Here is a 21,670-nt window from a genome sequence, read left to right as displayed (position 1 = left end):
AGTACATTTTGTCGTTCGCCAGAGCCAACAAAAAAGGCGGAGCCAAAGCCCCGCCTTTTCGGTTTTGTAGTCCGTAGGCGATTAACGCTTGGAGAACTGGAACGAACGGCGAGCCTTGGCCTTGCCGTACTTCTTACGTTCAACAACACGGCTGTCGCGGGTCAGGAAGCCACCCTTCTTCAGAACGCCGCGAAGGGCTGGTTCGAAGTAGGTGAGAGCCTTGGAAACGCCGTGACGAACTGCACCGGCCTGACCGGAAAGACCACCACCAGCAACAGTTGCGATGATGTCGAACTGGCCAGAGCGAGCCGCAGCGATCAAAGGCTGCTGCAGGATCATCTGCAAAACAGGGCGTGCGAAGTAAGCGGAAAAGTCACGACCGTTGATGATGATCTTGCCGGAGCCGGCCTTGATCCATACGCGTGCAACGGCGTTCTTGCGCTTGCCGGTCGCGTAGGAGCGGCCGAGTGTGTCAACCTTGCGGACGTGCACGGGAGCCGAAGCTTCCGATGCCGGGGCGAGGTCTTTCAGGGAGGAAAGATCGGCCATTATCAGGCGCTCCTTACGTTCTTGCTGTTCAGCGTTGCCACTTCAAGAACGGCAGGCTGCTGTGCTTCATGCGGGTGGTTCGAACCGGCGTAAACGCGGAGGTTCTTCATCTGGCGACGGCCGAGAGGACCACGGGGAATCATACGCTCGATTGCCTTTTCGAGAACGCGCTCCGGGAAGCGGCCTTCGATGATCTGGCGAACGGTACGTTCCTTGATGCCACCTGGGTAACCAGTGTGCCAGTAGTACTTCTTGTCGGAATATTTCTTGCCGGTGAAGACAACCTTTTCCGCGTTGATGATAATGACGTTGTCGCCATCATCTACGTGAGGAGTGTAGGTTGCCTTGTGCTTGCCGCGCAGGCGAGTTGCAACAACGGTGGCGAGGCGACCAACAACGAGGCCTTCGGCGTCGATGATGATCCACTTCTTCTCCACCTCGGCGGGCTTCTGAACGAAAGTAGACATTCTTTTAACTTTCTCTAGGACCCGTCACGCTCAACAGGAGCATGCAGGCGTTTTTTGTTGCTTAAGGCTGATCGCATGCGCGCAGCCGGAACGACCGTATTTCCTGGGAAATTCTGTCTGGCGCGCTTATAGGCGGTAGATGAAACCGCGTCAACGGCGGGGAAACAGCTCACCTTAAAAATTGTCGTTAAAAAACAATGATTTGCGTATGTGGTTTTATAATACCACAAGAAAGTACGGTCGAAATCAGCCAAGACGCATGATCAGGACGCCCAAAGCGATGGTTGCACCGGCAATATAGCGCCACACACTCGCCTTTTCCTTGAGGATCAGAACCGAGATGGCGATCGCAAAAAGGATGGATGTTTCGCGCAGAGCCGCGACGACGGCGACTGGGGCTTTCGTCATGGCCCAAAGTGCCAGACCATAGGACAGGATAGATCCCGCGCCGCCCGCAAGCCCACGCCACCAGTGGTGACGGACATGCGCTGAAACAGGTGCCCAGCCCCTTTGATAAAGCGCCCAGGAAAACAGGAGGACAGGCGGCAGCAACGACATCCAAAGCGTATAGGAAATCGGGCTTGTCGAAAGCCGTGCGCCAACACCATCGACAAACGTGTACCCAGCAATGACCACCGCATTGGCCAGCGCCAGCAAGATCGCGTGCCTACCGCCATGCCTTGCCTCGAAAGCAAGGGTCAGAATGCCAGCGGAAATCACCGCTATGCCGCCGATGGCAGCAGGGCTGAGAGTCTCACCTAAAAACAGGTTGCTGCTGGCCGCGACGATGAGAGGCGCAACCCCACGCATGATGGGATAAACGAGCCCGATATCACCGACGGTGTAGGCTGCAGCGACAAGCCGAAAATAAGCGAATTGCAAGACGGCTGAAACGATGAGGAAGGGCAGGGCGACTGCACCTGGTAGCGACAGGAATGGCAGAAACGGAATGGAACAGGCGGCTGCACCCGCCGCGACCAACGTTGCGTCCAGCGCCTTATCCGTGCCGGATTTGACGAGCGCATTCCAGCTGGCGTGGAAGACGGCACCCAGCAAGACCAGCAGCAGAACATCAATCGGCACGGGCGACTCGCAATTTGTTTCGTTTGATTAGTGCTTATGCCTTTTGGTAGCCGGTTGCACTGGAAAGCGTTCGGACACGCGGAGAAAATAAACCGATTGGAATTCTGCTGACCGGGATGAATTTGGTCGTTTTATTATGAAGGAGGAGCAATTTTCTCGAGTTCCCTCGGTGATGATCGCAGAGTAAATAGTTTCAAAGTGAAACAGATTTCTCTAATGTAACTATGAGTAGTTTCTAAAATGCTGATGAACAGACACGGTACAAAGAAAGTACGATTAGGGATTGTCTAAGAGGTTAGCGCAAACATTATGGTTGTGCTGATTTTCGTGAAGTTTGAAGTTTGTAGCAAGGGTTTCCAATCCCTACATTGCTCGAAAGAGCATCTTAAAGTGAATGATTTTTGGAAGGTTGACCATGAACCACGACGCATATGACGACGACTATATTCGCCGCGTTCTGACAGACGTGAAGACGATTGCTGTTTTGGGTGCATCTCCCAACGCTGCCAGACCCAGCCATGGCGTCATGAAGTTTCTGCTTTCCAAAGGATATTCAGTTTTCCCCGTCAATCCAGGGCAAGAGGGCAAGCAAATTCTGGGGCAACCGGTTTACGCCAAACTCGCGGATATTCCTGAGACGATCGACATGGTCGATGTGTTCCGGGCGCCGGAGAATTTGCCCGCTGTCGTGGATGAGGTCATTCTTATGTCGCCACGGCCCAAGGTCATCTGGGGTCAACTGTCGGTCCGTCATGATGATGCCGCCGCCAAGGCTGAGGCCTATGGAATAGAAATGGTTATGGACCGATGCCCGGCAATTGAGTATCCGCGTCTCAATATCGCATCATAGTTGGCATAAGTTGCACTTACCTTTCGCCCTGGGGACGCTATCATCCCTCTGATCCAAGGGCAGGTAAGATTATAGTGGAGGGACATATGTCAGAGAATAATCCGGGTTTTTCGACGCTGGCAATTCATGCCGGTGCCGAGCCAGACCCTACGACCGGTGCGCGGGCAACCCCAATCTATCAAACGACCGCCTATGAGTTTCGCGATTCGGATCATGCAGCAGCGCTGTTTGCTCTGAAGGAATTCGGCAATATTTATACGCGGATCATGAACCCCACCCAGGCTGTTCTAGAGGAACGCGTCGCTGCCCTTGAGGGTGGAACGGCGGCACTTGCCGTGGCTTCCGGACATGCGGCACAATTTCTTGTCTTTCACACGCTCTTGCAGTCGGGTGACAACTTCGTTGCTGCCCGCCAGCTTTATGGCGGTTCGATCAATCAGTTTGGACATTCGTTTCAGAACTTCGATTGGCAGGTACGATGGGCGGACGCCACAGATCCCGCCAGTTTCGAAAGTCAGATCGATGACCGCACGAAGGCCATCTTCATTGAAAGCCTTGCCAATCCCGGCGGCACCTTCGTGGATATTGCCGCTATTGCCGAAATCGCCCACAGCCACGGCCTTCCGTTGATCGTCGATAATACGATGGCGAGCCCATATCTGTTGCGCCCCATCGAACATGGTGCGGATATCGTCGTGCATTCCTTGACGAAATTCCTTGGTGGCCACGGCAATTCCATGGGCGGCATCATCGTTGATGGCGGCACTTTCGATTGGTCGGCGAGCGATAAATATCCTGCCTTGTCGAAACCACGCCCCGAATATTCCGGCGTGGTCCTGCACCAGACATTCGGCAATTTCGCCTTCGCCATCGCGGCTCGGGTGCTTGGGCTGCGTGACCTCGGGCCGTCCATCGCCCCCTTCAACGCATTTCTCATCCTGACGGGCATTGAAACGCTGCCGCTACGCGTTCAGCGCCATTCCGACAACGCGCTCGCCGTCGCCAAATGGTTGAAGGCCCATCCGAAAGTCAGCTGGGTCAATTATGCCGGTCTGGAGGATAGCGAAAATCATGCGCTACAACAGCGCTATTCCCCCAAGGGAGCAGGCTCCGTCTTCACCTTCGGCGTCAAGGGTGGATACGAAGTCGGCAAGGCCTTGGTTGAAGGCCTGCAACTGTTTTCGCATCTCGCCAATATCGGCGACACCCGCTCCCTCGTCATCCACCCGGCATCCACGACGCATGCGCAACTAACGCCGGAACAGCAGGCCGCCGCCGGTGCTGGCCCGGACGTTGTGCGCCTGTCCATTGGTATCGAGGATGTGAAGGATATTATTGCGGATCTGGAACAGGCGCTGGGTTGAGGGTGATTAGGGCAGATGCTTGTTGAATCTAGCCTGTTGCAGGCTTTTTCTCGCTTTGGAGAAGGAAGAAATCATGATTTTAGCCTTGCTAAGGCATAGATTGGTCAGGTGAGGGGGGGGGCGTTTGGTGACCAAGGGCCACAATGTCTTACAGGACTGTAGACATGCTGTTCTACGCTTACGTACAGGGTAAATGTCGTATCTAGTTGGCTTAAGTGGCTTAACCAAAATACCTCAGGCCATACTTCTTGCTGTCTTTCCGAACGGTTTCAATATCCACGACTTCAGTGAAGTGCGACACTTTGTCGAACTTCCACTCGCGGCAAAGCATGATCCGTTCGTATGGTTGGTTCCGGGCTTGGTCAAAATGGCAGACAACGTGCGGGTAGTCATAGTATTTGTCGCCCTCCCAGTCCACATCCACGATGCCTTCGTAAGGGACGAAGCCGACACACCAGAATTTCTCGCCGTCCTCACCTTTCAGCCAGTCCCGATACCGCCACTTATCCTCACTGATTGATACTAGTTCCCCAATGCTTAGACAGACCATAAAACCACGCTCGTATGTCTGTACCACAGGAACTTTGAACCATGGGCTGATGCCGTTTTTCTGTTTCAGCTTGACGTTATTCGGGTATTCGTCCAGACGGTTGATGTTCCGGATGATAACTTCGGTGCTGAGTTCTTTGTAGGTGTTGACCCGGAGGAAGTCGTCGAACTTGGGTTTCCATTTTTGCCTCAACTCAAGCCGTTTCGTTGGTGTAAGGTTACGTCTGTTGCGGCGCGAGAACCGCCATAGCCCGCGCAGTGTGTCCCATCCGAGCTTAATGCCGCTTACGGAAAAGTATTCAAGCATGTTTGAATCCTATTCGAAGAGCGCAAAGCAGTCCTAATGCGACCCGAAGTATCACTTTTTCGTTCCGCAATTGACCTCAGACGTGGACCCTGTTGGCATGTATTGAAGCCGATAGTGCCATCGGGTCACTGGAGTGTTAAACTCGAATATCCGCCCCCGATTTTTTGCATTTAGACCAACTCGTGACAACATTTTCTTGCTCGCGATGCGGCAAATTTGAACATTAAATGATTATTGATAGTGTCGAAATGTAAGTGCTACTGAGAGGTGTTTCTTGTTTTGTTCCCTTTAATATTTCTCAGGCAACTATTCGCCTGAGAAATTTGGATTTTGACTAGGCCTAAGATTTTCTTGCAGTTTTTCTTCTGTCTGTGACTTATTACCCCCACTTAGTGATTTTTAGTGGGGGCCATCCAGCGATTATTTCTAACTCTTACGAGCAACCGCTCGTCGCGCCACAAGTATCGCATTTCTCGCAAGTACCATTCCGTACCATCGTGAAGTTCTGGCACTCGCCGCACATGTTGCCCGTGTAGCCTTGAGCAATCGAGCGAATGCGGCGTTCAGCTTCTTTCTTCTTGGCTTCGGTTTTGGCTGAAGCCGCGTCGGCGGCTGCCTTGTCGGAGAAGAGGGCGGTGGCGGCCTGTTCGGATTCGGTGGCCAGGCCTTCTTCAACGATTTCTACTGCTTCCTTGGCGCGTTCTTCATACTCGCGTTTGAAGGCGACAACTTCCGAAGTGGAGATCGCAACGGTTGGTTCGAGCTTGCGCACCGTGTTGCCGGAGATCTGCGTGACCGTTCCAGATGCACGGGCAGGGGCTGCCGTGGCCGACCCCTTGGGCTCGGACGAGGCGCGATCACTGGTGTTGGAGACCAGAGTTGGCTTGTAACCACGTGTCCAGCCGGTGGAAACGAGGTTGGTCTTGCCTTCTTCGATGCCTTTGCCGAGTGCGGTCTGCGAGAAGTCCGACGTATCCACATGGGCCAGATCATGACGGCCAAGGTAGGAAACGGCGAGTTCGCGGAAGACGTAGTCGAGGATCGAGGTCGCGTTCTTGATGGCATCGTTGCCGATGACCATGCCGGCTGGTTCGAACTTGGTGAAGGTGAAGGCCTCCACATATTCTTCCAGTGGCACGCCATATTGCAGGCCAAGCGAAATGGCGATGGCGAAGTTGTTCATCATCGCACGGAAAGCAGCGCCTTCCTTGTGCATATCAATGAAGATTTCACCGATGCGACCATCACCGAATTCGCCGGTGCGCAGATAGACCTTGTGTCCGCCGACGGCTGCCTTCTGGGTGTAACCCTGACGACGGTTCGGCAGCTTTTCACGCTCGCGGCTGACACGTTCGACAACACGCTCGATGATCTTTTCGGTGATGGTGACAGCCTGGGCTGCCTGTGGCTGGGCGATCAGATCCTCCAGCGCATCCTCGTCATTGTCGTCTTCGACAAGTGAAGCGTTGAGAGGCTGGGACAGCTTGGAGCCATCGCGGTAGAGAGCGTTGGCCTTCAACGCCAGCTTCCAGGACAGCATGTAGGCTGCGCCGCAATCTTCAACCGTCGCATCGTTTGGCATGTTGATGGTCTTGGAAATCGCGCCCGAGATGAAGGGCTGCGCTGCCGCCATCATGCGAATGTGGCTTTCAACCGAGAGGTAACGCTTGCCGATCTTGCCGCATGGGTTGGCGCAATCGAACACAGGCAGATGCTCGTCTTTGAGGAACGGTGCGCCTTCCAGCGTCATCGCGCCGCAAACATGCACGTTGGCCGCTTCGATATCCTTCTTGGCAAAGCCGAGATGTTCGAGCAGGTTGAAGCTCATGTCGGAAAGCTGCTCGTCGGAAACCTTCAGGGTTTCCTTGAGGAAGTCAGCGCCGAGTGTCCACTGGTTGAAGACGAACTTGATGTCGAAGGCGGATTTCAGCGCGGCGTTGACCGTTTCGATCTTCTCATCGGTGAAGCCCTTGGCCTTCAATGTGGATGGGTTGACCGCCGGTGCCTGGTTGAGATTGCTGTGGCCGATAGCGTAAGCTTCGATTTCGGCAATCTGGCTTTCCGAATAGCCGAGCGAACGCAGCGATTCAGGAACGGCGCGGTTGATGATCTTGAAGTAGCCGCCACCGGCCAGCTTCTTGAACTTCACCAGTGCGAAGTCTGGCTCGATACCGGTCGTATCGCAATCCATGACGAGGCCGATTGTGCCTGTTGGCGCGATAACGGTGGTCTGGGCGTTGCGGTAGCCGTTCTTTTCGCCAAGTTCCAGAGCCTTTTCCCATGCGGCAACCGCGTGGGTGATGAGGTCCTGATCCGTGCAATCTGCATGGATGAGCGGAACAGGGTTTACCGACAGGCCTTCATAACCATAGGCCAGACCCTGGGCTGCGCGCTGATGGTTGCGCATGACGCGCAGCATGTTGTCACGGTTGGGTGCAAAGCCGGGGAAGGGGCCAAGCTCGCCAGCCATTTCGGCGGATGTTGCGTAAGAAACGCCTGTCATGATGGCGGTGAGCGCACCGGCAATCGCACGGCCTTCATCGCTATCGTAAGGAATGCCCGAGGACATCAGCAGGCCGCCGATGTTGGCATAGCCGAGGCCGAGCGTGCGGTATTCGTAAGAGCGTTCAGCAATTTCCTTGGATGGGAACTGCGCCATCATGACCGAGACTTCGAGAACGACAGTCCACAGGCGAACGGCGTGTTCGTAATCGGCAATATCGATGTTCTTGGTCTTGGCGTCCTTGAACTGAAGCAGGTTCAGCGAGGCAAGGTTGCAGGCCGTGTCATCCAGGAACATGTATTCCGAGCAAGGGTTGGATGCGCGGATGGGACCTGCGGCTGGCGATGTGTGCCAGTCGTTCATGGTGGTGTTGAAGTGCAGGCCTGGATCAGCCGATGCCCATGCGGCGTGGGAAATCTTTTCCCAGAGATCGCGGGCCTTCAGCGTTTTCATGACCTTGCCGTCCTTGCGGGCGGTGAGGTTCCAGTCGCCATTGTCTTCCACAGCGCGCAGGAAGTCATCCTTCAGTGACACGGAGTTGTTGGAGTTCTGGCCCGAAACCGTGAGGTAGGCTTCCGAATCCCAATCGGTGTCGTAGGTCTTGAATTCAATTTCCTTGTAGCCCTGCTGGGCGAACTGGATGACGCGCTTGACGTAGTTCTCAGGAACCATGTCCTTCTTGGCAGCGCGGATTTCGCGCTTCAAGGCAGGGTTCTTGGCAGGGTCGAAGCAATCGCCCCGCGTGGCTTCAGAGCCAGCTTCGCAATTGACGCAGGCCTTCATGATGGCCTTCAAGTGCTTGGCGACGATCTTGGAGCCGGTCACGAGGGCCGCAACCTTCTGCTCTTCGTTCACCTTCCAGTCGATGTAGGCTTCAATATCGGGGTGATCGGCATCGACGACGACCATCTTGGCCGCACGACGGGTGGTGCCGCCGGACTTGATGGCGCCAGCTGCGCGATCACCGATCTTGAGGAAGCTCATGAGGCCGCTTGAGCGTCCGCCGCCCGACAGCTTTTCGCCTTCGCCGCGCAGGTAGGAGAAATTGGAGCCGGTGCCGGAGCCGTATTTGAACAGGCGTGCTTCGCGTACCCACAGGTCCATGATGCCGCCTTCATTGACCAGATCGTCGGCTACGGACTGGATGAAGCAGGCATGTGGCTGCGGATGTTCGTAGGACGACTTGGACTTGGTCAGCTTGCCCGTGAAGGGATCGACATAGAAGTGGCCCTGGCCGGGGCCATCAATGCCATAGGCCCAGTGCAGGCCGGTGTTGAACCACTGTGGAGAGTTTGGCGCGACGCGCTGCGTCGCCAGCATATAGGCAAGCTCATCCTTGAAGGCGGACGCATCTTCTTCGGTCGAGAAATATTTGCCCTTCCAGCCCCAGTAAGCCCATGTACCGGCCAGACGGTCGAAAACCTGACGCGCATCGATTTCAGAACCGTAACGCTCGTCTTCCGGAATGTCCTTCATCGCCTTTTCATCGGCAACCGACCGCCACAGGAAGGAAGGAACGTCGTTTTCCTCAACCTTCTTCAGGCGCGCAGGCACACCGGCCTTGCGGAAATATTTCTGCGCCAGCACGTCTGTCGCAACCTGGGAGAACTGTGCGGGAACGTCGATATCCGCCAGACGGAAAACGATGGAGCCATCCGGGTTCTTGATCTCGCTGATACCTTTGCGGAATTCGATCTCCGCATAAGGAGACTGGCCGGGCTTGGTAAAGCGACGTTCAATGCGCATTGTTTTAGTCCTCGTTTTGTGGCGCCTGTGAGCAGGGCGCAAAAATTCTCTCCTGCGTCGCGCCTCGTACGCGCCGCTGGTTTTCGCCGATCTAGATGGGATGGTCATCCGCAGACGCGATCCCTGTATCTCGTGGTGATTTCGGCTCTAATGATACCAATCAATACTATATATAGTATTAACGGCTTCTTTTTGCCATATCCCGCATCATGTTTTTGGCAGAAATTCAGCTCACAAACAGGCATCTACGCTCCATCCCTTCATGGTTGAAACGCAGGCAACGCGTGAACTGGAACTGAAAAGAACCGAAGGTGAGACACCTGATTCTGTTGCCGCCGCAACATGAATGCACCTTGGGAAAATGTGGTGATTCCGTCAAGGCCTAGTTTGAAAGGGTTTATTAACTACCAGATATTGTGTGCGGTGGCTGTGGAAAACGGGGAAAGAAAAACCCGCTATAAATATCAGGCACTTGGGCAAGGGTAATTCGTCGGCTTACGCTTTGTCTTCCGTAACGTAAGGCCGGTTTTCCGGGCTTTTGCGAGGTGCGGCAAAAAGGCTACACTTTGTGTTTTACACATTCTCACTACGAGAACTGGGGATAACTCGTAGGAGACGGCTCCCATTTCGGCCATTCACGTCGCCGATGATTTGCGTTCAGGAAGCGTCATCGCAAAGACGCCACCAACGACCAGCACGAGGCCGATCCACGCCGTAGATGACAGGCTCTCACCGAGAAATGCCACGCCGATGCCAACGCCGATAGGCACGCGCAGATAGGCCTGCGCAGTCGTTCCAACGGAACCGAGCGTGTGAATGAGTCGAAAATAGATGACGAAGGCCAAGGCTGTGGAAAACACCGAAAGCGCCAGGAGGGCGAAGAGCGAAGAGATCGACGGCGACAGGGTCCATGGCTGGTCGATGACAAGGCTGAGTGGCGCTAGCATGATTGCGCCGCACAACAGCGAACCCGCTGCCGGAATCATCGGGTCAAGCCCTTTGAAGTTTTTACCGAATATCACTGCACCAGCGTAACACACGCTTGCGGCAACCACAGCAAATTGTGCCAGCAACTCCTTGCCGACACCATTGAAGGCCTGAACGCCGACGATGAGGACGATGCCGCTGAACCCGGCGGCGATGCCTGCAATCTTGCGCCCGCTGATGGCCTCGTGGCGAATGAGAAGTGCTGTCAGCAGAAAAGCAAAAACCGGCGTGGTGGAATTCAGGATAACGGCAAGTCCGGCGTCTGTTGTGGTTTCTGCCCACGCAATCAGCGTGAATGGAACCGCCGTGTTAAGCGTGGCCTGAATGAAAAATCGACGCCATATTATTGGATCGCTCGGCAAGCGCAGCCCGCGAAGACGCAGGATGATGAGAAGCACGCTCGCAGCAATCAGAGTTCGCGCCGCGATCAGCGTGATCGGCGGTATCGTGGCTACGCCCAGCTTGATGAAGGTGTAGGCCGCACCCCATAATGTGGCGAGTGTGAGAAGAAGCGCGAATTCTGTTGTCATGTTTTTTTCGGCTGGCATGCTTTTGTCCTTGGCTTGCAGGTATCTGCTGCCGGTGGTAGCCGCAAAAGCGGCACAGATGCTTCGGCCGTGCCCGAACTGTGCGTGGCTGACAAGGGGAAACCGCTTTGTTATGCTCGCTCCATGACAAATTTTGCTTCTGGTAATGCCATAGCAGAGGTCGCGAGCCTTCTTGGTGATGCAGCCCGCGCCAATATGTTAGCCGCGCTCATGGGCGGGCAAGCCCTGACGGCGGGCGAACTGGCGCGCCATGCGGGGGTGACGGCGCAGACGACAAGCGGCCATCTATCGCGACTGGCAGATGCCCAACTGGTGACGCTGGAGAAGCAGGGCCGACATCGTTATTACCGGTTGGCCTCGCAAGAGGTGGCGCAGGCCATCGATGCGCTGATGGCTGTCGCATCTGCTGGCCCCAAACGTTACCGCCCGGTTGGTCCCAAAGATGAATCCATGCGATTGGCCCGAACCTGTTACGACCATATGGCGGGCAAGCTGGCGGTGAACGTCGCGGACGTCTTGTGCGATAAAGCCTATGTGATGCTATCGGAAGGTGCTGCTCTGGTGACAGAGGAAGGGCAGCGGTTCTTCTGTGACTTCGGCGTCGATCTGAAAATCGACAGCTCTTCGAAGCGGCCACTTTGCCGGACCTGTCTGGACTGGAGCGAACGCCGCATGCATCTGGCAGGAAAACTGGGCGCGGGTTTATTAGACCGGTTCACCGCGCTGGGGTGGGTTGCCCGTATGCCTGACACGCGAGCTTTGCGCGTTACGCCTACGGGAGAGGTGGGCTTCCGCACCGCTTTCGGATTGCCGGTTGACTGGCGATTGTCTTTGCCCGCCGAAACAAAAAATGACGGCTGCGAGAGCCGTCATTTGTAAAATCAGCCGCGCGAGCCTTTTGCGATCGGCTCCTGATAGGTGAAGCCCAGATCCCATGGGAAGTAGATCCACGTATCTTGGCTGACTTCTGTAATGAACGTATCGACTGTCGGGACACCTTTAGGCTTGGCGTAAACACAGGCGAAATGCGCCTTGGGCAGCATCTCGCGCACTTCAATGGCGGTTTTGCCAGTGTCGGTAAGGTCATCGATAACAAGAATGCCTTCGCCGCCTTTTTCCAGCAGTTCGGGTGAAATGCCCTTGAGAAGCATCGTATCGCCCTGGTTGACGTAATCATGGCGGGTGGCGATGCAGACGGTATCGATCAGGCGAATGTTCAACTCGCGGGAAATGATGGCAGCAGGAACAAGGCCGCCGCGCGTGATACAGACGATGGCGCTGAACTCCTGGTTCAGACCCGCCAGACGCCATGCTAGGGCGCGTGCATCACGGTGAAATTGATCCCATGAGACGGGGAAAGCTTTATCGGGAAGGGACATGAGGTGTCTGCCATATGGTCAAATTGTCGATGGCTTTGGCTAATAGCGGCAAGATTGCGTGAAAAGCAAGCGGATCACGCAGTTTCCCGGATGGTTTCTAGACCTGCGACCCCAGAGGGCGGCGGCGCATCTTAGATGTTTTTATCCGCAAATACGCCGATCACCGTGTTGCGTCCTGCAGCCTTGGCTTTGTAAAGCGCAGTATCGGCTCGTCGAAGCAATTGTTGTAATCGCTCGTCCGGACCAGCCTGCACAACGCCGAAGCTGCAGGTTACCCGACCAATTGGGAGAGGGTCGAGGTAGCTCGCTTCGAAAGCGGCACGCAAACGTTCAGCGATACTGAGCGCAGCCTCTCCGGATGTACGCGGCAATATGATGCAGAATTCCTCTCCGCCGATCCGCGCCGCCAGATCGTAAGGCCTGAGTGAATCCTTTACGATTTCTCCTACGATCATCAACACGTTGTCGCCGACCTCGTGCCCGTGTTCATCATTGATGTGCTTGAATTTATCGAGATCGAACAGAATGACGGACAGAGGCTCGTTGGAGCGCTCTGCTTGAGACTGGGCAGCTGGCAATTGTTCCGTCAGCCAGCGACGGTTTCCGAGACCGGTCAGAAAATCCGTCGTAGCCTGATGCTTGAGCTTCTTGGTGAGTTCTTCCACCTGCCACAGCATGGATTTCGTCACGTCGGTCACAATGGCGATTTCGTCGGCACCTTCGGACTGAAGCTTCAAAACGCTTTTATCCTGCGGATATTTCATCAATGCCTCTGCCAGATGGTGTAGTGGGCGGATGAAGCGCCAGATGGCAAATAGGCATATAGCAGTGCCAACAAGCGTCGCGACCAGTATCAAGGTGAACACCGGTACAGGCCCCGTGTCGAAACCACTCAGCAGGTGAATGATCAATGCGATAAGCGGAACGTGCACACTTAAAAATGAAACCAGAAAAATTTTCGCGATCAAAGACCGTCCGAGCGTCGGCATTATTCGTGATTTTTCTGACCGCATGTTCAACCTTTTATAGTCTCGATAATTCTTAATTAGAAATCTGCGTCGAAAGAAAGCAATTCAATGGCGATAGAGGAATGTCCATCACCTTTTGGAGATGGAAATTCAATCCAGGATATTGAATGAAGCAATTCATGCTTATTTTCATCCACCCACACCACCTTAAGTAGGGTCTCCTGCATCATAGAGCAATGTTCCAAACATCGATGGCTTGCAGGTACCTGGACAAGCGGGCTTCTTGTCATCAAACACCGTTACCCATACATATTTTCCGCTAGACCAACCGCTGAATAATCCATTCCGCCCGTACAAAACGGTTTCGTTGGAAAAAGTAAGTCTCTGTTTTGAATGGATAATCCTTGATTTCCAAGGGCTTTAAGACTGTGCGTCATTTTTTTGTCAAAAGGCGCATTTTCCGGCTTGCGGTATCGAAAACCTCTGACTATAAGAGCGCCACACGACAAGTGTACGCGCCCTTCGTCTATCGGTTAGGACGTCAGATTTTCATTCTGAAAAGAGGGGTTCGACTCCCCTAGGGCGTACCATTTTCTCCCCTCAGAAATATCCAATGTCGTATCAGGCGTCCGTTTTGTGATGTCATGCGGCTGAGATATAACCTGTTCATTCCGGGTTGCTTGTTCCGCAATTAAGCTGAAGCTTAACGGTGGAGATTCGGGAGGGGACTTCATTGACATCAAGCATACCATTTTCCCTTGTTGGGATAGATCATGTCGTTCTGTTGGTGGACGATATGGATAAGGCTCTTGGTTTTTATCACGAGGTGATGGGCTGCCGTCCTGGATATAGCTATCCGGCGCTCGGCATGGAGCAGGTGTGGTGCGGGGCTTCGCTGATTGTCTTGTGGGACGTAACGCATCACGGTGGGCAGAAGGCGCGCCCGCCTGTCGCAGGCGGGCGAAATGTCGACCATATCTGCATTGCGACGGGGCCATTCGAACATGAGGCGTTGCGAGCGCATCTGGAAAGCCATGGCGTTGCCATTCATCGTGAGGCGATGCACGGCGGTGCACGAGGAATGGGACACTCTTTCTATATATACGATCCTTTCGGCAACATGCTGGAGATCAAGGGGCCCGCTGAATATCCAGATGGGCGAGCGTGAGCCGACAGGTCACGGTGGATTGATAAGGCTTGGTGCAACTGCCGTCCGCGTATGGCGTTGTGTCCGAACCCTGACCCCGTTGGAGCTTGCCATGAACCGTCTCATTCAATCGCTCACCGCTGCCGCAGCATTATCTTGCCTTGGTATGTTTTCCGTTGGCCAAGCCAAGGCAGAGCCAGCCGTGGCTCAAACCGACCGCTCCCATTATCAAGGCAAATGGCTCGAAATCGGCAGAACACCCATGTGGCTGACAGATGGTTGTGTGGCAGGTTTTACGGTCTACACGCCTGGCAATGCCCCTAATCAGGTTATGGTGCAGGACGGGTGTCGCGAGGGCACTCCGCAAGGAAAGCTAAAGACCATCGAAGGTATCGGCACGTTGACCGATTCGAAAACAACAAAGGCCAAGCTGAGGGTGCGTTATCCGCTGCTGATCACCTTCAATTACTGGGTGCTTTACAATTCGCCAGACAGAAGCTGGTTCATCAGCTCAGATCCCGATATGAAAAACCTCTGGATCTACGCTCGCAACGTTCCTTCCAAAAACCAGCTGGCGCGGATGGTAAGCAAAGCGAAGGAACTCGGTTATGACACAAGCAAACTTGAGTTTCCGAAATTCTGATCTCTAGCATTATCCAAATACAAAAATGCCCGCGTCATACGCGGGCATTTTCTTTGGGCTAACGGCTGATGGCGTTATTCGATAACCGTATCACGACGTCTCTGCGCATGGGCAGCACCGATATTGCCACCAAAGAGAGCAGCAACCGCGCCGATCAGCAGGGCACCAAAGGCGACGTAAGAGCCAGCGGATACAGCCGTTGCTGTTGCCTGAGCAGCCTCAGTTGCGCGGACCTTGGCCTGCTCGACGGCCTGCTTGTACTGGTTTTCATAGTCGGTCACCTGTTGGCGAGCCTGATCGACAGGAATGCCCTGAGCGCGGGCAAGAGCATCGGCAGCACGGTTGCGTGCATCCTCAGCCTGAGCCTGATCGCCTGTCAGGGCAGCGCGAACGGCGCTGACGGCTGCATCACGCAGAGCCTGCGGATCATTGCCGCCGCTTGCTTGGCGAATGCTTTGTTCAATAGAGGAAACAGGATCGGAAGCAGTTGCGAGCGATGGTGCAGCGGTGGTCGCGGCAGTTGCGATAGTGGAGCCAGCGCCGGAGAACACACTCGTTACGCCAGAGAACGCGCCGCCAACCAGAGCGCCGATCGATGTTGTCAGAAGGTAGAACACGACGAGCGTCGTTACTGCCCAAGACGTCAAGCCATGCAGAGCGCCGGTGGTGCGAGCAACGCGGCCGGACAGACGGCTTGCGACATAGCCGCCGAAGAATGCAGCGATGATGCCGCTGACGATCATCCAGATGATGGAGCCGATGGAAAGCGAAGCTGCAGTTGGTGTATCGCTCTGCGCGGGGTCGATGACGCCAGCGCCGATTGCAAGACCTAGAAGATTGAGGATGAGGTGCAAGGCAAGTGCGATTGCGACACCGGAAAATATGCTGCCCCAAGAAATATTCGTAGTGGATTCCCTTAAGACAGGAGCACGAATGCCTGTTTGGGATGTTGTATACACGGTCTGATCAGTCATTTCGCTCTCCTGTTACACAACGCTATTGGCGTATGCGGCTGAAACGAGCGGATAATCGGTTTGTTCCGCGCCGAAACAGGAAATCCCAATTGTTTTTTACAAAATAAGTTCGTCGTTATATTTTAATATTTTCAACCATTTGGGGTTTTTTCTTCGTTGTTGAAAGACAGACACCCGCTGATAATGTCAGCGGTTGATTTGTTTACGCATTTTACCAGCGATATCCTGAATATATTGCCATGCAACACGACCAGACCGGCCACCACGGGTTGTAGCCCATGCTAAAGCCTCGTGATGAAGTTTTTCACGCGGCAGGCCCAAGTCGAAATATTCGGCATAACTGTCGATCATCGTCAGATAGTCTTCCTGGCTGCATTTGTGAAAACCGAGCCACAGCCCGAAGCGATCCGAGAGCGAGACTTTTTCCTCGACAGCTTCTGACGGGTTGATGGCGGTAGACTGCTCGTTCTCCATCATGTGTCGTGGTAGCAGATGACGGCGGTTGGATGTGGCATAGAAAAGAACATTGTCGGGGCGTCCCTCGATGCCGCCATCCAGTGCTGCCTTGAGTGATTTGTAGGCGGTATCATCGTGGTCGAATGAAAGGTCATCGCAAAAGACGATGATGCGATGATCCGAAGACTTCATAATATCCATGAGAGCTGGAAGCGTATGAATATCTTCACGGTGGACCTCCACGAGCTTCAATGAAACGCCCCTCGAGGCTCGCACGTCTTCGTGAACGGCTTTGACCAGCGATGACTTGCCCATGCCGCGCGCACCCCACAACAGCACGTTATTAGCCGCAAAGCCTTCCGCAAAACGTGCCGTGTTTTCATGCAAAATGTCTCGGACGTGATCGACACCGCGAATGAGCTGCAATGCAATGCGGTTGGGGCGAGCAACCGGCTGAAGCCAGGCACTAGCAGGTACCCAGACGAAACAATCCGCGCTATTCCAGTCATTTATCGCAGGTGCGGGACCAGCCAGTCTTTCCAGAGCATCGGCCAAACGTCGTACTTCTGCGAGCAGAAGTGTATTGGTTTCTTCCGATGACATCATAAAGTCTCCTGCAAACAATCGGTGGCGAGCGTCGTCCCGCATAAAAGTAGAATTTCTGCGGGTTAGCATGGTGTTTGTTGCCTTGAAAGGTTATGAGGCGTGGAAACGGTACGGCGCACGGCGTCTGTCTGTTGCATTCTAAGGAAGCGCAACTATATTCCGGCGGCTTGAAAGCCGGCCAGTGGCTAAGACTGCGCCCGAAATCTGAGGAGTTTTTTATGTTTATCAGCCAAGCTTTTGCCCAGGACGCGACGGGCACACCGTCTGCATTCGGGTCCGGCCTCGAGATGCTTTTCCTGTTCGCCCCGTTGATGGTGGTCTGGTACTTCTTCCTGATCCGTCCGCAGCGTGCGCAGTTGAAGAAGCGTCAGGAAACACTGACGGCCATTCGCCGTGGAGATCAGGTCGTTCTTGGTGGCGGCATCGTCGGCAAAGTGACGAAGGTCATCGACGACAATGAGCTGGAAGTTGAAATCGCCGATGGCGTCAAGGTTCGTGCATCGCGCACCTATATCGCAGAAGTGCGCGTCAAGGGTGAGCCGGTGAAGACCGAAGCCCCGGCAGCCGCGAAGTAATCAGCGCGTCCCACATAAAGCAGGTTGCGGCAAACGCAGCCTGGGTTCTGACACCCAACCTTGACCGAGACCTAAATGCTTCATTTTTCCCGCTGGAAAACAGCCTTTATCTGGCTTGCCGTGCTGATAAGCGTCGTTATCGCTTCCCCAAACCTGTTTACCGACAAACAGTTGGAAGGCATGCCGAATTGGTACAAGGATAATAAGGTAACACTCGGTCTCGACCTTCAGGGCGGTTCCCACATCATGCTCAAGATCGAGCGTTCCGACATCGTGAAGGAACGTCTCGAAACGATCGTGGGCGATGTGCGTACCCAGCTGCGCGACGCCAACATCAAATATTCGGGCCTTGCAGGCAACGGCCAGCAGGTTCAGGTCCGCATTACCGACCCTGCACAATACGAAGCTGCAAAAACCGCACTTCGCGATCTGACGTTGCCGGTTTCTTCCGGTACACTGGTTGGCACGTCCATTACGGAAGTGACCATGACCGATGCTGGCGACAGCCTGCTTCGCCTCAACCTGACCGATGACGGTATCAATTACCGCCTGTCTTCCGCTGTCTCGCAGTCCATCGAAGTCGTTCGTCGCCGCGTCGATGAAGTTGGCACGACCGAGCCTTTGATCCAGCGTCAGGGTTCGGACCGTATCATCGTGCAGGTTCCTGGCTTGCAGGACCCGCAGCGTCTGAAGTCGTTGTTGAACCAGACCGCTAAACTGTCCTTCCGCATGGTCGATACCTCCATGCCGGTGCAGGAAGCGTTGAACGGCCGCCCACCCGCGACGTCCGAAATATTGTATTCGCAGGACGATCCACCGGTTCCTTATCTTGTGGAACGCCGTGCACTCGTTTCTGGTGACAATCTCGTCGATTCGCAGGCAAGCTTTAACCAGCAGAACAACGAACCCGTCGTCACCTTCCGTTTCGATAGCCGTGGCGCACAGCGTTTTGCTCAGGCAACGCAGCAGAATGTCGGCAAGCCATTCGCCATCATTCTCGACAATCAGGTTATTTCCGCGCCGGTTATTCGCGAGCCGATCATCGGTGGTTCCGGCCAGATTTCCGGTAATTTCTCCGTTCAGGGCGCAAACGACCTTGCCGTGCTGCTGCGTGCCGGTGCGCTGCCCGCAACCTTGACCGTCGTCGAAGAGCGTACAGTCGGCCCAAGCCTTGGTAGCGATTCGATCAATGCCGGTCTTGTGGCCAGCGCCATTGGTGCCGCTGGCGTTGTGATCTTCATGTTCATCTTCTACGGCTTCTTCGGCCTGCTTGCGAACATCGCGCTGATCGTCAATATCGTCATGCTGTTGGCGGTCCTCAGTATTATCGGCTCGACGCTGACCTTGCCGGGTATTGCCGGTATTGTCCTCACCATCGGTATGGCGGTCGACTCCAACGTTCTGATCTATGAGCGTATCCGTGAAGAGGTAAGAAGCGGAAAACCGCTGATTTCATCGCTGGAGAACGGGTTCACCCGCGCCTTCGCCACCATCATGGACGCGAATATAACGACGCTGATTGTTGCCAGCGTTCTGTTCTACATGGGAACCGGTCCGGTCAAGGGCTTTGCCGTGACGCTCGCCGTCGGTATCATCACCACCGTCTTTACGGCGTATACGCTGACGGCGTGGATGTTTGGCGTCTGGGTTCGCCGCAGCCGCCCGAAGACTCTGCCAAAGGGAATTCGCACGGCGTTGTTTGACGGGAAAGACATTCCCTTCATGCGCTACCGTCGCTACGTCTTCATCCTCAGTGGTGTCGTCATGCTGATTTGCGTTGGCGGCTTTGTCACCAAGGGCCTCAATCTGGGTATCGACTTCCAGGGTGGTTCGGTCATCGAAGTCAAGGCCAAGCAGGGCGATGCCGACATCGCGGATATCCGTGATCGTTTGAGCCAGCTCAACCTCGGTGAAATCCAGGCGCAGGGCTTCGGTACGCCGCAGGATGTGCTGATCCGCATTCAGGCGCAGGACGGCGGCGAGAATGCCGAACAGTCCGCAATCACGCTGGTGCGTGGAGAGCTTGAGGAAAAGTACGAGTTCCGTCGCGTGGAAGTGGTCGGCCCCGCCGTTTCGGGCGACCTAACGGTCAGTTCCACGATCGGTATCGGTCTCGCGATGATCTGCATCATGGCCTATATCTGGCTGCGCTTCGAATGGCAGTTCGCGCTCGGTGCCATCATCTCGATGGTCCATGACGTGGTCTTCACCATCGGTCTGTTCGTGTTCCTCGGCATCGAGTTCAACCTCACCAGCATCGCGGCGATCCTGACCATTATCGGCTACTCGCTGAACGATACGGTCGTCATCTATGACCGTATTCGTGAAAACCTGCGGCGGTACAAGAAGATGCCGCTGTCCATGATCATCGACCTGTCGCTAAACCAGACACTATCGCGCACGATTCTCACGGGTCTGACGGTTATGCTGGCGCTGCTGTCGCTCTACCTGTTTGGCGGCGAAGTCATTCGTTCCTTCACCTTCGCCATGCTGTTCGGTGTCGGTATCGGCGTCTTCTCGTCGGTCTACATCGCGGCACCGGTGCTTATCGCGTTCAAGCTGCGTCCAGGCGGCAATGACACCGAAGATGAAAAGGCCGACGCTAAGCGTGACGCTATCGGCGGCAAGCCAGCCATCTGATGGCAAGCGGTATCGAAATACGCCCGGCCCATTTTCCCGGCCGGGCGCCCATTGATGCTTACGGCAATGGCGGTTTCCGCTTTGCCGACATGTCGCATCGCGGATCTATCCTGTGCTTGCCCTCCGGCATTCACGACTGGACCGCCGTAGACGCGAAGACGCTGACAGTCGATGACTTTTCCCGAATTATCGCGCAGGCAGGAGAGATAGAATTTCTGCTGGTCGGCACAGGTGACACGATGCGGGTTTTGTCCAAGGAGTTGAAGTTGGCTTTGAAGGAAGCTGGCATCTCGGTCGATCCTATGAGTACAGGTGCCGCAGTTCGAACCTACAACATCATGCTTTCGGAATCGCGTGCCGTTGCGGCAGCCCTGATTGCAGTGGAAGGCTGAAAGAGCGGAGACTGATGGCGGAGCAGGTGGGAGACAAGGACACGTGCCTGACCATGTTGCGTGACATGGATCGTGATCGCTATCTGGCATGCCTTCTGTCGCCTGAAGACAAGCGCGCCGCTCTGTCCGCGCTCTACGCTTTCAACGCGGAAATCGCCCGCATTCGTGACCTTGTCCGCGAGCCGCTGCCCGGTGAGGTGCGCATGCAATGGTGGCGGGACCTTCTGGAAGGCACGCCACACGGCGAAAGCCTTGCAAACCCGATTGCCGCTGCTCTTCTTGACGCTATCGGCACGCACAATCTGCCGCGCAAGACCTTGCTCGATATGATCGAGGCCAGAATTTTTGATCTTTACGACGACGTTTTTGACGATCGAAATGCGCTGGAAGGCTATGCTGGAGAAACGGCATCAGCGTTGATCCAGCTTTCCAGCATCGTCCTTTCCCCTTCCGACGCAGCTATCAATGCCGAAGCCGCCGGCCATGCGGGCGTGGCCCAGGCGATGGCGGGTATGTTGCTGCTGATGCCGCTACACCGACGCCGAGGGCAGGTTTACGTTCCGCTGGATATGCTGTCCGCAGTTGGTTTGGATCGTGAGGCTTTTCTGGAAGGCAAGGATGCCGCAAGGATTGCTGCTGCCATCGAAATATTCTGCGTACACGCACTCGATCACCTGGAGAAAGCACGCATGGCGGTGGTACCCAAATCCGTGTTTCCAGCCTTCATTCCTGTTTCACTGACGGGACCGGTCATTGCAAACGCCAGACGGGCAGGGGCACGGCTTTTTGAGCAGGATATACAGCCCTCGCAGCTTCGCCGCCAATGGCAGCTTGCCAAGGCATCGTTCCTGCGACGGTTTTGACCCGCTCAATATTCGCGCAAGGCTTGCTGGTTAAGACTCGGCACTCATGAGAATGTTATCACCATCGAGAGCAG

Annotated in this window: 19 protein-coding genes and 1 tRNA gene; 10 read left to right on the top strand and 10 right to left on the bottom strand. The window is 55.0% G+C overall.

The genetic code is table 11. From position 1 onward, the window contains the following. Positions 1-81 precede the first annotated feature (81 nt). From rpsI to ATO67_RS02070, 3 genes are all read right to left on the bottom strand, one after another. Positions 82-549 (bottom strand): 30S ribosomal protein S9, encoded by a 468-nt coding sequence (gene rpsI / locus ATO67_RS02080; protein ID WP_067643591.1) that lies wholly within the window; start codon positions 547-549, stop codon positions 82-84. Positions 550-551: 2 nt separating this feature from the next. Then, entirely contained in the window at positions 552-1,016 is a 465-nt protein-coding gene (gene rplM, locus ATO67_RS02075; RefSeq protein ID WP_067643588.1) for a 50S ribosomal protein L13, read from the bottom strand. Between the two features lie 246 nt (positions 1,017-1,262). Continuing rightward, on the bottom strand, positions 1,263-2,099 hold the full coding sequence (locus tag ATO67_RS02070; RefSeq protein WP_067643585.1) for a DMT family transporter: 837 nt from the start codon (positions 2,097-2,099) through the stop codon (positions 1,263-1,265). A gap of 415 nt (positions 2,100-2,514) precedes the next feature. Here ATO67_RS02070 and ATO67_RS02065 point away from each other — a divergent pair, with 415 nt between their 5' ends. Further along, positions 2,515-2,949 (top strand): CoA-binding protein, encoded by a 435-nt coding sequence (locus ATO67_RS02065; RefSeq protein ID WP_067643582.1) that lies wholly within the window; start codon positions 2,515-2,517, stop codon positions 2,947-2,949. An 86-nt stretch (positions 2,950-3,035) separates the two neighbouring features. Then, on the top strand, positions 3,036-4,313 hold the full coding sequence (locus tag ATO67_RS02060) for an O-acetylhomoserine aminocarboxypropyltransferase (RefSeq protein ID WP_067643579.1): 1,278 nt from the start codon (positions 3,036-3,038) through the stop codon (positions 4,311-4,313). Between the two features lie 220 nt (positions 4,314-4,533). On the opposite strand, the gene ATO67_RS02055 is transcribed toward ATO67_RS02060, so the two are convergent. The 3 genes from ATO67_RS02055 to ATO67_RS02045 form a co-directional block, all read right to left on the bottom strand. Continuing rightward, the gene (locus ATO67_RS02055; protein WP_067643576.1) at positions 4,534-5,169 is read right to left on the bottom strand and encodes a hypothetical protein; all 636 of its coding nucleotides are present in this window, start codon (positions 5,167-5,169) and stop codon (positions 4,534-4,536) included. A gap of 433 nt (positions 5,170-5,602) precedes the next feature. Beyond that, positions 5,603-9,418 (bottom strand): vitamin B12-dependent ribonucleotide reductase, encoded by a 3,816-nt coding sequence (locus ATO67_RS02050; protein WP_067643572.1) that lies wholly within the window; start codon positions 9,416-9,418, stop codon positions 5,603-5,605. 635 nt (positions 9,419-10,053) lie between these two features. Further along, positions 10,054-10,953: a DMT family transporter gene (locus ATO67_RS02045; RefSeq protein ID WP_067643570.1), complete on the bottom strand. Its 900-nt coding sequence runs from the start codon at positions 10,951-10,953 to the stop codon at positions 10,054-10,056. A 123-nt stretch (positions 10,954-11,076) separates the two neighbouring features. On the opposite strand from ATO67_RS02045, the gene ATO67_RS02040 reads away from it, so the two are divergent. Continuing rightward, the gene (locus tag ATO67_RS02040) at positions 11,077-11,832 is read left to right on the top strand and encodes an ArsR/SmtB family transcription factor (RefSeq protein WP_067643565.1); all 756 of its coding nucleotides are present in this window, start codon (positions 11,077-11,079) and stop codon (positions 11,830-11,832) included. Between the two features lie 2 nt (positions 11,833-11,834). Here ATO67_RS02040 and gpt read toward each other — a convergent pair whose 3' ends face one another. Both gpt and ATO67_RS02030 read right to left on the bottom strand, forming a co-directional pair. After that, positions 11,835-12,332: a xanthine phosphoribosyltransferase gene (gene gpt, locus ATO67_RS02035; RefSeq protein WP_067643562.1), complete on the bottom strand. Its 498-nt coding sequence runs from the start codon at positions 12,330-12,332 to the stop codon at positions 11,835-11,837. 131 nt (positions 12,333-12,463) lie between these two features. Then, positions 12,464-13,300 carry a GGDEF domain-containing protein gene (locus ATO67_RS02030; protein WP_157940973.1) on the bottom strand — a complete coding sequence of 279 codons (837 nt, stop codon included), beginning with the start codon at positions 13,298-13,300 and terminating at the stop codon, positions 12,464-12,466. Between the two features lie 515 nt (positions 13,301-13,815). Between ATO67_RS02030 and ATO67_RS02025 the strand changes: the two genes are divergently transcribed. The 3 genes from ATO67_RS02025 (at position 13,816) to ATO67_RS02015 (ending at position 15,090) form a co-directional block, all read left to right on the top strand. After that, a tRNA-Glu gene (locus ATO67_RS02025) sits at positions 13,816-13,890 on the top strand. A gap of 143 nt (positions 13,891-14,033) precedes the next feature. Beyond that, complete coding sequence (locus ATO67_RS02020) at positions 14,034-14,468, top strand: VOC family protein (protein ID WP_245303742.1); 435 nt, start codon at positions 14,034-14,036, stop codon at positions 14,466-14,468. A gap of 91 nt (positions 14,469-14,559) precedes the next feature. After that, positions 14,560-15,090 (top strand): lipocalin family protein, encoded by a 531-nt coding sequence (locus tag ATO67_RS02015; RefSeq protein ID WP_067643557.1) that lies wholly within the window; start codon positions 14,560-14,562, stop codon positions 15,088-15,090. 74 nt (positions 15,091-15,164) lie between these two features. Here the strand turns inward: ATO67_RS02015 and ATO67_RS02010 are convergent, their stop codons facing one another. Together ATO67_RS02010 and ATO67_RS02005 are read right to left on the bottom strand one after the other, a co-directional pair. Beyond that, complete coding sequence (locus ATO67_RS02010) at positions 15,165-16,064, bottom strand: PhnA-like protein (protein ID WP_067643554.1); 900 nt, start codon at positions 16,062-16,064, stop codon at positions 15,165-15,167. A 186-nt stretch (positions 16,065-16,250) separates the two neighbouring features. Continuing rightward, positions 16,251-17,123, bottom strand: a complete 873-nt coding sequence (locus tag ATO67_RS02005; RefSeq protein WP_067644228.1) for an ATP-binding protein — start codon at positions 17,121-17,123, stop codon at positions 16,251-16,253. 221 nt (positions 17,124-17,344) lie between these two features. On the opposite strand from ATO67_RS02005, the gene yajC reads away from it, so the two are divergent. From yajC to ATO67_RS01985, 4 genes are all read left to right on the top strand, one after another. Next, a complete protein-coding gene (gene yajC, locus ATO67_RS02000) occupies positions 17,345-17,701 on the top strand; it encodes a preprotein translocase subunit YajC (protein ID WP_067644225.1) in 357 nt (118 codons plus the stop codon). Positions 17,702-17,776: 75 nt separating this feature from the next. After that, on the top strand, positions 17,777-20,341 hold the full coding sequence (secDF, locus tag ATO67_RS01995) for a protein translocase subunit SecDF (protein WP_067643547.1): 2,565 nt from the start codon (positions 17,777-17,779) through the stop codon (positions 20,339-20,341). Beyond that, on the top strand, positions 20,341-20,733 hold the full coding sequence (locus ATO67_RS01990; protein ID WP_067643544.1) for an Mth938-like domain-containing protein: 393 nt from the start codon (positions 20,341-20,343) through the stop codon (positions 20,731-20,733). Before secDF ends, ATO67_RS01990 begins: the two co-directional genes overlap by 1 nt. 14 nt (positions 20,734-20,747) lie before the next feature. Then, positions 20,748-21,596 carry a phytoene/squalene synthase family protein gene (locus ATO67_RS01985; RefSeq protein ID WP_067643541.1) on the top strand — a complete coding sequence of 283 codons (849 nt, stop codon included), beginning with the start codon at positions 20,748-20,750 and terminating at the stop codon, positions 21,594-21,596. Positions 21,597-21,670: the final 74 nt, after the last annotated feature.

This window comes from Agrobacterium bohemicum (genome assembly GCF_001562555.1).
Classification (GTDB): Bacteria; Pseudomonadota; Alphaproteobacteria; order Rhizobiales; family Rhizobiaceae; genus Agrobacterium; species Agrobacterium bohemicum.
This window is presented reverse-complemented; position numbering and strand designations above follow the sequence as displayed.